The following is a 16,200-nucleotide window of genomic DNA, read 5'->3' on the forward strand; positions in this document are numbered from 1 at the left end:
AAATTCGTAGTTGCTTTATGAAACACAAAATAGCAATGGCCGCATGCAGCCTGTTGTTCCTGGCCGCATGTATAGACGAAAGTACGGTGTATGTGACACCGGAATCCAATACGGAAAGTAACGGACCTGTGATGGTGAATGCTTCTTCCGATGCATTACCGAATGTAGTGCTTGTGAAGTTTCGGGAAGAAGTGACGGAACAGGTGGAGAACACGCTGCAAAGCGCACGGAGCCAATCGGCGCCAACCCGGTCCGGTATCAGCCGGTTCGACGGCTTCCTGAATGAAGTGGGGGCGGTTACCCTCAAACGTCTTTTCCCGGCAAACAAATTCGAAGAACGTACTCGCCGTTCGGGTTTGCACCGCTGGTATAAGGTGGAGTTTGATTCCTCCATTTCTCCCAAAGAGGTAGAGAACAGGTTGAAAGACATTTCAGAACTTTCTGTCGTACAGTTTGCTCTTCCTCTCACTGTGAATGATGACTATAAGACGATGGTTTTGCGTGGCAATGAAGTGCTGAGCCGCACTGAAAATACCGGGACTCCAATCACCAATGATACCTATTTCCCTTTGCAGTGGTCGTTCCTGAATGATGGTACTCTTATGGAAGGAGCCAAGCCCGGTGCTGATATCAATGTGGCCGGAGCTTGGGAACGCTGTACAGGCGACCCGAACGTGATAGTAGCTGTGCTCGACGAGGGAGTACAGGCTAAGCATCCGGATTTGGCTGCCAATATGTGGATTAATGAGGCGGAGCTGAATGGGGAACCGGGTGTGGATGACGACGGTAACGGATACATTGACGATATCTATGGAGCGAATTTTACTAGTGACAGCCCTGACATTACCCCGGGACAGCACGGAACGCATGTAGCAGGTACCATAGCGGCTGTCCGCAACAACAACCTGGGAGTAGCCGGTATAGCAGGTGGAGGTGATAAAGGTGCGGGGGTACGTATCATGACCTGCAGCATTTCGGATGCAAACGGTTCGAATCCCTTTGCCGCTGCCGAGGCGGCTAAATATGCCGCTGACAACGGTGCGGTCATTTGCCAGAACAGTTGGGGTTATGATGGTTACGTCGACTGGTTGAATGACCCTAGTGAGAATTTTACTGCTGAACGTGAGGCATTCCAATATTTCATTGACTATGCCGGTAAAGACGAAGAAGGAAATGTAACAGGCCCCATGAATGGGGGTATCGTTATTTTCGCTGCCGGAAACTACGGACACGTCTATGGTACCAATCCTTTCTGGCCGGCTGCCTATCCGGATTTTCTGAGTGTAGCCAACGTCGGTTCCGATTATAATCCTTCGTACAGTACCGGCCATGGAAAATGGGTGGACGTGTCGGCACCCGGTGGTGACATGGTTTTTATGCCCAATGACCAGGGTCTGGGAGGCATCATCAGTACCTGTATCGGAAATTCTCCCGATGAATATGTATTCGCATTCATGGCCGGAACATCCATGGCTTGTCCTCATGTATCCGGTGTCGCTGCGCTTACAGTATCGTATGCTTACCAGAAAGGACGTATACTGACTTCTACAGAATTGAAAAACTTGCTGCAGGAAGCTACTACACCTATTGACGAATATTTCTCCGGAATCAAAGAAGATAACGGGAACGTTACCGGCAATGTCTTTAGACTGGACATGGAAAGCTTCAAAGGCCGGATGGGTACTGGGCTGATTGATGCTTCACATGCCTTGGACAATGTAGAGATACTTTTGGGAGTTCCAGCTACACACGTAGCTCCAGCCCCGATAGAAAACCTGGAGTTCGTGGAATCAACCCCCTACACACTGACTGTGAAATGGAAGGTGACTGCCGACTGCGAGAACAATCCGCTTTCGCTTTATAAGGCATACATCGGCCTGATTCCCATTGAGTATAACGACCGCAATGATATCTCAAGTGCCAGCTATTACGGTCCGGAACTCATCAACACGTCCGGATTGAAGGTGGGAGATGAGGTGACATGGACAGCTTCTGATATTCTTCCGGGCAGGGAATATTACGTGGCTATTGTAGGGGTAGACCGCTGGCGGCAGGTTTCGGAACTCGTCAATTTCGGGACATACCCGACAGAACCTGAACCGAATATATCTCCGGTCATTACACCGGACGAAAGCCTCCCGGCAGAACTGGTAATCCAGTACTGGCAGAAAAAGACTCTGACTTTTACGGTAACGGATGAAGATGACAAAGAATGGGAAGCTGCACTGGACGACCCGACCGGTACCTGGAGCCTGAAAAGACAGGGAAAGGTATTGACCTTGACGTATGACAAGACAAAAGGTTATGTCGGAAGTGCTGTCCTGACACTGCGGGTGACTGACATCCGGGGTGCACAGACGGAACTCAAAATCCCTTTCAAGGTAGTAGCCAATGTAGCCCCTGTGCTTGGCAGTCCGATAAAAGACGTACACATACAGCGTGTAGGCGAAACGGTCACTGTCAATTTGAATGACTACTTCACCGATGCCAATGAAGAAACATTGCAATACCTGTGTACCACTCAGGGAACAGCCGCTGCAGCTACGGTGAAAGAGGGTATATTGACGCTGACAGGAAAACAGAACGGTCGGACCACTGTACGTGTACAGGCAAGAGACATCTGCGGAGAGCAGGTAGAGACTACGTTTACGGTCGTGGTAGGACAGAATGATTCCTCGTCAGGCCTTACGCTTTACCCCAATCCGGTGAGCGACGTATTGAACATTCGTGTAAATGCGGATATGAAAGAAGCGGCACAGGTACGGTTCTATGGTTCCACCGGTTCTCTTATGTTTGAAACGAAGGCTGATTTCTCCGGGAACCAGACAGTCCGTATGAATGTAGCTTCGTTGAATCCGGGAAGTTATATCGTGGAAGTACGTTCTCAGGGAGTGAGCTATAAAGGTAACATCATCAAGAAATAAAGCATGCTGAATATGAGAAAACTAATCTATACCCTTAGTCTGGTGGGCGGGCTGTTGTCCGCTTCTACCCTCCATGCACAAGGCATTTTTTCCACTGCTGAGCTGAGTAGAAGTTCCCGAAGCATTTCGATGGGAGGTATCACTTCGGTGTCGGGTCCCAATGCCTTCTCTGTTTATGAAAATGCATCGGCTGTCGCTTTCTCTGATAAAAAACTGGAAGCCGGAGCCATGTATACACCTTGGGCCAAACAGTCTACTCGCGATATGTCCCGGGATAATCTGCTTATCGATGCCGCGGCCTACTATTCGCTGGATGAAGAAAATAAACTGTTGCTCGGTGCCGGTTACTTTGCTCCCGGTGGAAACGACCTGTTTCAGATGGACCCTTCCGGTAATTTCATAGGCGATCGGGTAAAACCGAAGTATTTATCTGTCCAAGCAGGATATGCCCGGCGTTTATCTTCTGCATGGGGCGTATCGGCTGTGCTGGATTATGCCTACTGGAACCCTGGCATTACCGGTACCGCTCATGCTATCGGTATCGACCTTGGAGTAACTTACCGCCTGTTCTGGAAACCGGAAAACGGTTACCTGGATATTGCACTCAAAGCGGCAGGGTGGGGAGTTGCCATAGCCGACGAGGGTGACTACAAGCTTCCGGGACTGTTGGCTGTCGGTGCCTTGTGGCACAAACCTTTCGGTGAGAATCACCGGTTGAATCTGGAAGCGGAAGCAGGTTACCGTTGCATGGACGAGTCTGCGTTAAGAGCGGCAGTCGGGTGCGAATACAGCTATCGGGATTTCCTGTTTGTGCGTTGTGGTTATTCATATACTGACCTATACAGCAGCTTGAACAGCTACGGCACGGTGGGTGCAGGTGTCCGCGTTCTATCCCGGGTACAGTTGGACTTCAGCTATTTGCTGGCTAAAGGAGAAAGCCCATTTAAAGATACGTATGCAATAGGTTTCTGTAAGCAGCCTCTTCCCTTCCTGTAGGACTTTCCGGAAATTGTGATGCAATGGACGGAGCCAGACAGGGGGAAGAGGCTTTTTATTTTCTGACTCCCGGACAGGCGATATTATTCTTTCCAAATCTCTTCGTATTTGGGTGAGATTTTCTATATTTGCAGGTAAAATAGCTTGGAAGTCTTGCCTGTATATGAAAAAAACGATTCGATTCTGGGGGCTGTTGTCGGCCTTTTCTCTCTTGCTTTGCGGATGTTCGGTGAGTAAATTCATCCCCGAAGGTTCGTACTTGCTGGATGAGGTCAAGATTGAATCGGACAATAAAGAGGTGAAATCTTCCGAGATGAGTCTTTACGTACGCCAGACCCCGAATGCCAAATGGTTCAGCCTGGTGAAACTCCCCTTGTATATCTACAGTGCTTCCGGTACGGATTCTACGCACTGGATGAACCGGTTCCTGCGGAAGATAGGAGACGCTCCCCGCATCTACGATGCCGGTCTGGCAGAAGAGACCCGTAGCCAGATGCAGCAGGCTGTACAGAACAAGGGGTATATGGGTGCCCGGGTGGAGCTGAAGGAAGAAAAGAAAGGTAACCGGTTGAAGGCCATTTACCAGATTACCACGGGAGAGCCTTATACGGTTGAACATCTCAGCTTTGATATTCCCGATTTCAAGGTGCATGATTATTTGATGGCTGATTCCACACATTCGTTGCTGTCGGAAGGAATGATACTGGACGTGAATGTGCTGGATGCCGAACGGCAGCGGATGACGGATATCCTGCAGAACAGGGGGTATTACCGGTTCAACAAAGACTTCATCACTTATCAGGCAGATACGCTGTCTGGCAGTAAGAAGGTAGACTTGCAACTGAAGGTATTGCCTTACCAGCGGAAACGGGAGGATACTCCGAGCCCGCATCAGCAATATACCCTCCGTTCGGTGAATTACCTGCTGGACCCTAATCTGGGGACATCGCCGGCGGGGAGCTTGTTGGATATGGATTCCGTCCAGGTGGAAGGCATCAAACTGTTTTATCAGGGAACCCGTCCATTCTTGCGTCCGGGACTTGTCGCGGCTTCCAACAGGTTACGTGCAGGGGAGCTGTATCGTGCCCGGGGCGTGCAGAATACCTACTCTTCGTTCAGCCGTTTCAGTATCCTGAAATATACCAATATCCGTTTCCAGGAAGTGTTCGAGAATGATTCGGCTTATCTCGATGCGTATGTTACCCTCTCGAAAGGCAAGAACAAATCACTGGCCTTTGAAATAGAAGGAACGAACTCAGCCGGTGACCTGGGTGCTGCCGCTTCGGTCTCGTTCAGTCATCGGAACCTCTTCAAGGGGTCTGAGAACCTGACGTTGAAGGTCCGCGGCGCATACGAGGCGGTGACCGGTCTGGAAGGGTATGCCAACAGTAACTACATGGAGTATGGCGTAGAGGCCAACTTGAGCTTTCCGCAGTTCATGTTTCCTTTTCTGACTTCCGAATTCAAGCGCCGAAGCCGGGCTACTTCCGAAGTCAGTGTCAAATACAACTGGCAGATTCGTCCGGAATTTGAACGTACCGTGGCTTCTGCCGGCTGGAGTTACCGGTGGCAGAACCGACGGAACACCACCCATCGTTTCGATGTGCTGGATGTGAACTACATCTATATGCCTTACCGCTCTGAGACTTTTATAGATTACCTGAATTACATGGATGAAATCAATCCTTTGCTGCGCTACAGTTACGAGGACTTGCTGATAGTACGTCTGGGATATACGTATACGTACAACAGTTCGGGTGCTTCGGCCCAAAAGACGGCACAGCGTAACTCGTATTCTATCCGTGTCAATGTGGAAGAGGCAGGCAACCTGCTGTATGGCTTCTCGAAACTGTTTCATAAGCATCCGGCCAACGGAGAATCGTACCGGATGGCCAACATCGATTTCGCGCAATACATCAAGGGGGATTTCGATTTTGCCAAGAACTTCATGATTGACGAAAGAAATTCTTTGGTCTTCCATGTGGGTCTGGGTATCGCTTATCCGTACGGCAACTCCAAGAGTCTTCCTTTCGAGAAACTGTATTTCTCCGGCGGTGCGAACAGTGTCCGCGGATGGAGTGTCCGTTCTTTGGGACCCGGAGGCTATCGGGGTAATGAGAATACAATGGATTATGTCAATCATACCGGTGATATCAAACTGGATTTGAATGTGGAATATCGTACACACCTGTTCTGGAAGTTGAAAGGTGCGGCTTTCATCGATGCGGGTAACGTGTGGAATATCCGGAACCGCGAAAACCAGCCGGAAGGACTGTTTAAGTTCAACCGTTTCTACAAGCAGTTGGCGGTGGCATACGGATTGGGAATCCGTTTCGACCTGGACTTCCTGATTCTCCGCTTCGACGGCGGTATGAAGGCCATCAATCCGATGTATACGGGGAAGGACCGTTATCCGATTATCCATCCCGATTTCGGGCGTGATTTCGCCTTCCATTTTGCTGTAGGTTATCCTTTTTAATTGATGATATGACCATGAATATGAACGAACGAAAACTGTATACGAAAGAAGAACTGGAAGCATTGATTGCCTGGTTCGGAAATCTGCCTGACTGCCCGAAGGAAATTCAGGTTGACAAGGCCACGTATATTCCTAATCTGGCAGAAACCATCGACCGGTTGGCCGGTCAGGCCCGTATTTGTTACGAGAATCCGAAGATGCAGGGATGTATTCTTCTGATGGAGCGGATTAAGGAAGCTATCGAGAAAAAAGTATAGTTTCCCGGATGGCTGGAGATGGGTTTCTCCGAATGATTGCGGTGAAGAAAAAGACGGTTCCCGACGGATGGCAGTAGCTGTTTCGTCGGGAACCGTTCTTGTATGATAAATTCTATAGCTGCTGGTCGGAAATCAACCGGGCAATGCGGGTCTTGCTCTGCGCGCCTTTGGTGAGCAGGTACACGTGCTTGTAGGCTTCGCGGTTCAGTTCAGTGGGCGAACCGTTGATGAGGATGATGTTCCGGTCGTTGGCGAACTTCAGGATACCGTTTACGTTGTTGGGGTGCAGTTTCCCGATTTCGTCCATCATGCAGTGCAGCTTGAAGTCCTTGAACTTGTGTGAAGCCCCTTCCTTGAAGACGTACAGCAGCATGATGTTGATCATGGCTTTCACCAGAATGTCGGTTCCTTCCGAACCTACATTCGAAAGTTTTTCTACGAAGCCCGTATCGTTGTTGTTCTCTACGATGCGGAAGCGCAGTTCGAACGAATCGTACAGCCGGATGCTGTCATACCGGTAGGCGTGGATTTCCTTGATGAAATCGCGCAGCAGTGCGATTGCTTCCTGTTTCACCAGCTGTTCGTTTTCGGAAGAGAACAGGGTGGTGCCGGGTGCCAAATCGTACACGTGTTCGTTGTAATACTTTTGGATGGCCCGCAGGCTGTTCACTACCCGGTTGCTGCTTTCTTCCACTTTCATCTCGATACGCTGGATAACCCCCACAAAGTTGCAGGTCTGGAATCCCTTGTTCACCTTGTTGATGAGGTCGTGGATGTCGGCTTCCGAGGTTGTAAGCATACTGGTATCCATACTGATGCGCTTGAATACATCGGAGTGCTCGTTGTTGATGCGCTTGATGAATTCGCTGATACGGTTTTCGTCGATGAAGTCCTGCAGGTCTTCGGCGAAACGGGTGTATTCCCAGTTCTCGTTCAGTTTGGTCTGGAACTTGAAGGTATTGTCTTCGCCGAAATGACCGACAAACGCGTTGATATGCTGGTGCAGCTCCTTCTGCAAGTCATTGAACTGTTTGTTCAGCTTGGTCAGTTCTTCTATCAGTTCGGTACAACTGCGGGTAGTCGGTGAACCTCCTTCCGTATTTTCCTGCTTGAAGATGTCCTGATGAGGCCGGTACCATTCGTAGAATTCAATCTTGCGGTAGGCTTCCAGGTTCGTCAGCAGCTGGTGTACGTTGCGGTTGGCTTCCTGTACTTCCTTTTCCAGTTTTTCAATCTGGGTTTGCAGAATCTGTGCCTCCTTCTTCAGCGTTTCCTTTTCCTGCCGGAGCTGCTGTTCCTGTTCCTCTTTGCCCCGTTGCCATTCCGGTATGTGGTCAATGAGTTCCCGGCGGTCCTTCTGATATTCGATGAGCTGGGTCGCGTGGCCTTTGATGAACGTCAGCTCTTCTTCGATGGTATGCAGTTGGAGGGCATTCTGCTGCAGCTTTTCTGTATCGGCACCCTGTGAATGCAGTTCCTGCTTCATGGCCTGATTGTATGCTTCTTTTTCGTCGCCGATGCGGTTCCGTTCCTCCCGGTCCTCCTGTTCGATGGAGGCCAGTTGTTTCTCTTTTTCCGTCTTCAGTTGTTGCTGCTGGTCGGTCCAGTTCTTTTTCAGCAGGTCCAGCTTGTCTTTTTTCTCCCGATTCAGGTTCTGCAGTTTGTCGTCGATGCGTTGCAGTTCCAGTTGTAGCTTCTGTTCTTCCGCCTTCATCAGTTCCAGTTTGCCCTGGCGTTCGGTCTCCTCCTTCTTCTTCCAGGTGTCCAGGTCAAGCATGTCTTTCTGATACTGTCTTTCCAGTTTCTCCAGTTCATACTCCTGAGCCGCAATGATGTCCTTCTGTTCCTTGATACGTGGCTGGTAAGTCGCTTTCAGTCGTTCCTGCAACTGTTCTTTTTCCGTTTGCAGGTGCTGCATCAGGGTAGAGATTTCCCGGATGCGCTTTTCGCCGTTTTCCTTCTCCTGCTGGTAGTCGTCGATGGACTTGATGTGGCGTTCGATGCCGTCCAGGTCGATGGAGATGCCATAAAAGGTATAGCTGTTGTCCACTACCTGCGGTTTCAGGTTCGTTTGCCAGAGGATTCCTTCGTCACACAGTTTGCCGATGGTCTCCTCCCAGCCCTTCTTATGTTCCTTCAGCCATCCCTGCAGGGAATTCTTGTTGTTCCGCAGGAACGTATCCAATTCTTCCACGCGGGGACGGAGCACCTGCAGTTCCTGTTGCAACTGGCTTAGTCGGCTGTTGAACTCGTTGTTGCCGTCCTGCAGTTCCTTTTCCCATTGCAAGGTGATTTCCTTGATGATGAGCTGGCAGTTCTCTATCCGGTTCTTCTTGCTCATGTGCAGACCGGTGTACGACTGGATGCGGTGTTTCAGTTCCTCCTGCTCTTCGGCAAAGAAGCTTTCCTTCTGACAGAGCTGCATCCGGTAGTTTAGGGCCGTCAGTTCCGAATGAAGGCGGCTTTTTTCCGGATTCAATTGCTGCGACAGCATTTCATACTCTTGGTAAAGGGCTTCCGTCTCTGCTTCGCGCTGACGACCGGTTTCTTCCAGACGGAGGTTGAAAGCGTTGGTCACTTCTTCCCGTTGCTTGATTTTAGCCTCGTGAATCTTGTTCCATTGTTCGTCCAGGTTCTGGATAAGCGATTTGTATTTGGCCGAGATTTCGGTATATTGCGAGGTCAGGATGCGCTGTTCTTCCTGCAGGCTCTTGTAACGGCTTTCCCATTCGTCCTTCTTGGCCGAACGCTCCATAATCTCTTCGATGCGGATGCGGGCATATTCCTGGGCTTTCTTTTCCGCTTTCTGCAAGTCGTTGGTCAGAATAGCCAACGTCTCCTGAAGTTTTTCGCAACGCTGCTGTGATTCTTCCTGCAAGGCCTGTTTCCGTGCGCTCAGCTGGGCTTTCCCGGTTTCTGCCTCGCGTTGCTTTTCTTGCCACGACGGCAATTGTTCACTAGCCTGTCTGGCAGCCTGTCGGAGCTCCTTACAGTCCTGTACCAGGGCCGTCTGTTTCCGGTTCAGTTCCTGCGAGCATCGGGTGATTTCCTTGCAGAGTTTTTGGGTCTCCTTCTTTTGGAATTCCTCGATGTCGTGCAGGCGGGTCTCGAAGTTCTTCAAATGCTCCTTGTAGCTGTTCAGGTCGACCGCCGTTTCTTCCTCGTTGATGGAGGAAATGATGGTTTTCTTGATGAACTCAGCATCCAGTTTCGAATTGAGCAGCACGTTTTGGATGGTCCGCGGGATGTTCTGGTACTGTTTGCTCTCCATGAGCGAATACCTCTTCAGTTCGGCCTCCACGCCGTTTCCGTACAGGATGTTCCGGTATTCTTCGTACGTATAGATGATGCGCGAATAGTCCACCTCGTATTTGTCGAGAGCCATACGGATGCGTTCGGTACCGCTGAAGGCCGTACGGTTCTCGTCGATGAAGAATTCTTTCCGGTAGGGGGAATCGATGAACCGGTAGCAGATGCGGTTCATCGACTTGTATGTTAAGATACAGAAGGCGCCCTGTTCGGTAGCCACTTCGTAAACGATGTAGGAGTTGGAGTAGGGGAAGTAGTATTCGGCGTAGCTCTGTTTCTCTACCGGAATACCCAACTTCTGGGTATCGGCGTTGTAGAAGAACAGGATGGCGCGCAGGATAGTACTTTTTCCCACTCCCTGGGTACCGATGAAATGCACGTTTCCGTTCAGGTAGATGTCATCGGCGTAGGGTATGTTGGCACTGTTGATAAAAATGATTCTATTCAGGTTTCTCATCTTCTTCGGTCTCGTCGTAAATGTTGATACTTTCCACTAGTCTTTCCAGGTAATGCCAGGAACTCATTACCTTGTATACGTTGTTCTTTTCGTTCTCCAGCTCCAGGAAAGAGTCCTTCACCAGCTGGCGGATGATGTTGTCGAGCACGTCCTTGCGGATTTCCTTGTCGGAGGTGTGCTTGCGGATGCTGTCCAGCTTGTTCTGCAGCATGACGTTGATGTTTGCTTCCACCAGTATCTGTTCCGGCTGGAACCGGTACCCCGGTCCGAAGGTCTCGTTGAACGTCTTGAACAGGTCCAGGATGTCAATCCAGTAATAGGCGCGGGCTATCTTCTGTTCGAGGGTAATGCGGGGCTCGGTACGCGAAAAATAGAAATATTCGTTGCCCCGTTCCAGCGTATAGCCTATTTGGGCGAAATAGAGCGACAGGGCTTCGAGGTGGTCGTCTATTTCATCGTACATCTGGCGTATGTTTTCGTCACAGCTGTTCGAGTTGATGAACAGCCCTTTCTGCAGGTGGTCGAAGATATCGGCCGTATGTGCAGGTATCTGTATGTTCAGTTCCATATATTCAGGCAGGGTAGATTTTTACGTATTCATAATTCTTGTACACGCCGAAGTCTTCGCTGATGCGGAACATGTTCTCGTAGAGCGAAACCAGCTGGCAGAACAGGGTGGTCCGTTCCTGTTCGCTCACTTCCCGTTTGAAGGTATGGTGCATCAGGAAGGTGAACAGGTCTTCCGGTTCGGCATCCTTATCGTTCCATTGGCGTTGGGCCTGCAGTTGCAGGTAGCTTTCCAGTGTCTCGCCGAAGTCGATGAGTTCCTCGTACATGGAGGCCGTGGTCATGTCTTCTTCACTGAAGGCTCCGGCTTCGTTGCTTCGGATGATTTCTTTGTATTGCAGGTTTTTCCGTACCTTCAGGATGATGGGGCGTGCCTCGTCGGTGTTCAGGTAGGGGATGGACAGCTTGAACGAAGAGGGGGTATTGCCTTCCACCAGGACCGAATGGTCGTTCTCCATCACTTCGGCCAGGTTGCTCTTGGTCCGCAGTTCGAACTGGTCCATCAACTGTTTGACTTTCCGGATTTTCTCCACCAGGATAACCTGACTCTTTATCTGATTCAGGTAGTTGATGATGTCCTGCTGGGCACGTATCAGGCTGTGTGCCGACAGTTGGAGTTCGCTCCGCAGTTCCAGCAGGATGCGGTCCAGTTCCTCGTCGGTGGCCTGTTGGAAGAACAGACGTTCCTCGTGCAGAATCAGGTTTTCGGTACTGTCGATGAGGCGCTGGATGTTGATGCGTTTCTTGTCCAGGTTCTCCAGTTTGGCTATCTTAATCTGGTAAGTCGGTTCGTGCTTGAAGGCGCTGTCAATACTGGTCTGCAGGTTCATGATGTTCCGGATGGTAGTGCGCGCAATTTTCCGGAACGTAATCTTGATGTTCCGTACGTAGCTGTTTTTCCGTGCGGGTACCTTTTCTTTCAGGTAATAGTCCATCAGTTCGTGCAGGTATTCGATGTGTTCATCGATGATGGCCGTGTTGATTTCCTCGTTGGCTTCCAGCAGGAGCTCGAAAAAGTCCTGGAAACGGGCATCGAGTGCCACTTCGTTGCCGTTCTGATGAATCACCTCCTTTTCGATGAGCAGCTTGAGGCGGTTCTCGTCGTCTTTCAACAGGGCGAGTGCCTCCGAGTACTTGAAATTGACCGTCTTCCGTTTCTCGAACATTTCGGTCAGCAGGACTCTGGCTGCATTGACAGTGGTTACAATCTCGTGTATAGAGCGGAATATATACATATCTTTAGGGGATAAACGGTGCAAAGATAATGCAAAAAAATGAGATACCGATTATTCGTTGTTTTTTGTTATCTTTGCCGCCGAAAACAGAAAAACAAATAAACCACTAAACACAGAACTATGGGAACTACAGAGAAAATGATTATTTATCAAGTATTTACCCGACTGTTCGGAAGCAAAAACATCGGTTGCCGTCCGAATGGTACACTGGCCGAGAACGGCTGTGGAAAAATGGACGATTTTACTGAACAAGCCCTCCATAAGATCAAGGAACTGGGAGCGACCCACATCTGGTACACCGGTCTGATAGCTCATGCCACACAGACTGACTACTCGGCCTACGGCATTCCGAAAGACCATCCGTCGGTAGTCAAGGGAAAGGCAGGCTCTCCCTATGCCATCAAAGATTATTATGACATTGACCCGGACCTGGCGGTACACGTAGACAAACGCATGGAAGAGTTCGAGGCTCTGGTGAAACGTACACATATCTGCGGTATGAAAGTCATCATGGACTTTGTGCCGAACCACGTGGCCCGTCAGTATCATTCCCTTGCCCGTCCGGAAGGTGTGAAGGATTTGGGAGAGAACGATGACAGCAGTCTGGCTTTCAGTCCGAACAACAATTTTTACTACATACCGGGAGAAAAACTGCAGGGAGAAGTCGACCTGTACGATCCGGAATCTGGGGTAGCCTACGAGGAATTTCCGGCCAAAGCTACCGGAAACAACCGTTTTGACGCCTGGCCGAACCGGAACGACTGGTACGAGACTGTCAAGCTGAATTACGGTGTAGACTATATCCACAACACGGGCTGTCACTTCGACCCGATTCCGGACACCTGGCAGAAGATGAAGGACATCCTGCTCTTCTGGGCCGGCAAAGGCATCGACGGCTTCCGTTGCGATATGGCTGAAATGGTGCCCTGCGAATTCTGGGGATGGGCCATTCCTCAGGTCAAGAAGTCTTATCCGGACATCGTCTTTATAGCCGAAGTCTATAATCCGAACGAATATCGTAACTATATCCAGAACGGGCATTTCGATTATCTGTACGATAAGGTGGGACTGTACGATACCTTGCGTGCCATCACTTGTGGCTACGCGTCGGCTACTGCCATCACTTCCTGCTGGCAGAGCGTGAACGACATCCAGAGCCACATGCTCAACTTCCTGGAGAACCATGACGAACAGCGTATCGCCTCCGACTTCTTTGCCGGAAATGCGTTCAAGGCATTACCTGCTCTCATCGTATCGGCTTGTATGAACACCAACCCGATGATGATTTATTTCGGTCAGGAGTTTGGTGAACCGGGTATGGATTCCGAAGGATTCAGCGGACGAGACGGACGGACCACCATCTTCGATTACTGGACTGTCAATACCATCCGCCGCTGGAGCAACCACGGACGGTTCAACGGTCATCAGTTGAATGCCAAGGAAAAGGAACTGCAGAAATTCTATCAGAAACTGCTGAATCTTTGCAATGCGGAGAAGGCCATCAGCCAGGGTGAATTCTTTGATTTGATGTATGTCAATCAGGGTGGCTGGCAGATGAATGAGCACAAACAATATGCTTTCCTGCGTAAATACGGTAAAGAAGTGTTGCTGATTGTCGTCAACTTCGATGACATACCGGTACGGGTGGGTGTCAATATTCCGCCTCATGCATTCGAATACCTGCAGATGCCGGTACTTCCCCAATGTACGGCCAAAGAACTGCTCAGTGGAAAGGATAGCAAAGTTTCATTTACTCCCGACAAGGCTTTTGGAACAGAACTTCCTGCCAGAAACGGAAAGATCTTCAAGATTTCCCTAGGCAAATAGCGGGTAGGTAACCGAACAAAAACAGCAAGTATAGCCGGTCTGCATGAAGTGTAGACCGGGCATTAAAAAACGTCCGTTTGTTCTGATTGAAACAAACGGACGTTTGCGTAAAAACATCTGGACGTTTTATGTAAAATGTCCGTTCGTTTTCATCTAGTTTCCGAAGGACATGCTAGTTGACGTGTATCAAGCGATACCGTGAGCGTTGGCTTCCTTGTTGATTTTCTTGATAAGGCCTTGAAGTACAGCGCCCGGACCGCATTCAGTGAAGTCATCGGCACCGTCGGCAATCATGTTCTGTACCGTTTGTGTCCAGCGTACGGAAGCAGTCAGCTGAGCTACCAGGTTGGTCTTGATTTCAGTCGGGTCTGTATGCGGTTTAGCATCTACGTTCTGATAGATCGGGCATTTCGGAGTATGGAATTCCGTAGCGTTGATGGCGGCTTCCAGTTCTACTTTGGCTGGGTTCATCAGCGGAGAGTGGAAGGCACCGCCTACTTTGAGCGGCAAGGCACGTTTGGCACCGGCAGCCTTCATCAGTTCGCAAGCCTTGTTGATGCCTTCGATACTGCCAGAGATGACAATCTGTCCCGGGCAGTTGTAGTTGGCAGCTACACAGACTTCGCCTTCAGCAGCGACTGACGCACAGATTTCTTCTACCTTTTCATCCGGCAGTGCAATGATGGCTGCCATGGTAGACGGCTGCATTTCGCAAGCTTTCTGCATGGCCATGGCACGGGCGTATACCAGTTTCAAACCGTCTTCGAACGACAGTGCGCCTGCAGCTACCAAAGCCGAGAATTCGCCGAGTGAATGACCGGCTGTCATTTCCGGGCGGAAGTCTTCGCCCATGCACAGTGCTGAGATGACTGAATGCAGGAATACGGCAGGCTGGGTAACCTTGGTCTGGCGCAGGTCTTCGTCTGTTCCTTCGAACATGATATCTGTAATACGGTAACCTAAGATGTCATTGGCTTTTTCGAATAATTCTTTGGCAAGCGGTGAGCTTTCGTACAGGTCTTTGCCCATACCTACAAACTGGGCACCTTGTCCTGGAAATACAAATGCTTTCATAAATGTCTGTTTTGATTGTTTGATTAATATCTGCGTGCAAAGGTAATTAATCTTTTGACATATTACTCATTTTCCGTGAAAATGTGCATTGCCTGCGGGCTATGAAAATGATTTAGCGGTCCATGCCCTTCGCCGATATGTACATCTTTACCAGTCAGGATACCTTGCCAGACGTATTGTTTGGCTTTCTCTACGGCGGTTACCAGCGGGTTGCCCAATGCCAGATAGGTCGCAATAGCCGATGAGAGTGTACATCCGGTACCGTGGGTATTGGAGCTGTTCACCTTATCCGCAGCGAACAGGTGAGGCTCGGATTCGTTCCTCACTTGCAGCAGGTCGTACATACGGCCACCTTCCAGATGTCCTCCCTTTACCAATGCTGCCTGACTGCCCAGTTTTAGCAGTTCCTGAGCGGCGGCCTGCATGGACTGCCGGTCGTTGACGGTGATTCCGGTGAGTACTTGGGCTTCACTTAAATTAGGCGTGATGAGCGTAGCCAGTGGCATCAGCCGGGTGGTCAATGCCGTAATGGCATCGTCTTTAATCAGCTTGCATCCGCTGGTTGAAACCATAACAGGGTCGAATACGACAAAGCGCGGGCGGAATTTCTGTATCGCATCGGCAATGACCTCTACAATTTTCACGTCGTTGATCATACCGATTTTGACTGCTTGCGGGCGGATGTCTGTCATTACTGCTTCTATCTGTCCTTTTACGTACTCGGGGGGGACGGGGTGGATGCCTGTGACACCGAGGGTGTTTTGTACAGTGATGGCTGTAATGGCACTGGCTGCGTATGCTCCCAACGCAGAGATTGTTTTGATGTCGGCCTGGATACCGGCTCCACCGCTACAGTCGGAACCGGCAATCGTTAATATACTTGGATAAATTTTCATGATTTCTGTTCGGATAATATGTGGCAAAGATACAATTTTTTTTCGTTTATGCATGTCTGTGCTCAAGAAACGGAACTCTGGTTCCTGGTGATTTGAATAAATATCGTATGTTGTACAATAAGCTGTTTTTGATTATCGTATAAAATACGAAAACTATTTTATTGTAAAATAGTGTTTTA

Annotated in this window: 10 protein-coding genes; 5 read left to right on the forward strand and 5 right to left on the reverse strand. The window is 49.8% G+C overall.

The genetic code is table 11. From position 1 onward, the window contains the following. Positions 1-17 precede the first annotated feature (17 nt). From C510_RS16835 to C510_RS0103455, 4 genes are all read left to right on the forward strand, one after another. Positions 18-2,924: a S8 family peptidase gene (locus C510_RS16835; RefSeq protein WP_025892159.1), complete on the forward strand. Its 2,907-nt coding sequence runs from the start codon at positions 18-20 to the stop codon at positions 2,922-2,924. A gap of 12 nt (positions 2,925-2,936) precedes the next feature. Further along, the gene (locus C510_RS0103445; RefSeq protein ID WP_162160975.1) at positions 2,937-3,920 is read left to right on the forward strand and encodes a PorV/PorQ family protein; all 984 of its coding nucleotides are present in this window, start codon (positions 2,937-2,939) and stop codon (positions 3,918-3,920) included. Between the two features lie 163 nt (positions 3,921-4,083). Then, positions 4,084-6,399 carry a translocation and assembly module lipoprotein TamL gene (gene tamL / locus C510_RS0103450; RefSeq protein ID WP_025892158.1) on the forward strand — a complete coding sequence of 772 codons (2,316 nt, stop codon included), beginning with the start codon at positions 4,084-4,086 and terminating at the stop codon, positions 6,397-6,399. A gap of 20 nt (positions 6,400-6,419) precedes the next feature. Further along, entirely contained in the window at positions 6,420-6,656 is a 237-nt protein-coding gene (locus C510_RS0103455) for a DUF6965 family protein (RefSeq protein WP_051086600.1), read from the forward strand. Between the two features lie 112 nt (positions 6,657-6,768). On the opposite strand, the gene C510_RS0103460 is transcribed toward C510_RS0103455, so the two are convergent. The 3 genes from C510_RS0103460 to C510_RS0103470 are packed head-to-tail and all read right to left on the reverse strand — an operon-like array spanning position 6,769 to position 12,224. After that, positions 6,769-10,422 (reverse strand): ATP-binding protein, encoded by a 3,654-nt coding sequence (locus tag C510_RS0103460; RefSeq protein ID WP_018709947.1) that lies wholly within the window; start codon positions 10,420-10,422, stop codon positions 6,769-6,771. After that, a complete protein-coding gene (locus C510_RS0103465; RefSeq protein WP_018709948.1) occupies positions 10,406-10,990 on the reverse strand; it encodes a condensin complex protein MksE in 585 nt (194 codons plus the stop codon). Before C510_RS0103465 ends, C510_RS0103460 begins: the two co-directional genes overlap by 17 nt. A gap of 4 nt (positions 10,991-10,994) precedes the next feature. Then, positions 10,995-12,224, reverse strand: coding sequence for a hypothetical protein (locus C510_RS0103470; RefSeq protein ID WP_018709949.1), 1,230 nt, complete (start codon positions 12,222-12,224; stop codon positions 10,995-10,997). Positions 12,225-12,344: 120 nt separating this feature from the next. On the opposite strand from C510_RS0103470, the gene C510_RS0103475 reads away from it, so the two are divergent. Next, complete coding sequence (locus tag C510_RS0103475; RefSeq protein ID WP_018709950.1) at positions 12,345-14,051, forward strand: alpha-amylase family glycosyl hydrolase; 1,707 nt, start codon at positions 12,345-12,347, stop codon at positions 14,049-14,051. A 186-nt stretch (positions 14,052-14,237) separates the two neighbouring features. On the opposite strand, the gene fabD is transcribed toward C510_RS0103475, so the two are convergent. Together fabD and thiD are read right to left on the reverse strand one after the other, a co-directional pair. Continuing rightward, positions 14,238-15,125 (reverse strand): ACP S-malonyltransferase, encoded by an 888-nt coding sequence (fabD, locus tag C510_RS0103485; RefSeq protein WP_018709952.1) that lies wholly within the window; start codon positions 15,123-15,125, stop codon positions 14,238-14,240. Between the two features lie 62 nt (positions 15,126-15,187). Next, complete coding sequence (thiD, locus tag C510_RS0103490; protein ID WP_025892157.1) at positions 15,188-16,021, reverse strand: bifunctional hydroxymethylpyrimidine kinase/phosphomethylpyrimidine kinase; 834 nt, start codon at positions 16,019-16,021, stop codon at positions 15,188-15,190. Positions 16,022-16,200 lie beyond the last annotated feature (179 nt).

This window comes from Phocaeicola barnesiae DSM 18169 = JCM 13652, assembly GCF_000374585.1.
Taxonomy (GTDB): Bacteria; Bacteroidota; Bacteroidia; order Bacteroidales; family Bacteroidaceae; genus Phocaeicola; species Phocaeicola barnesiae.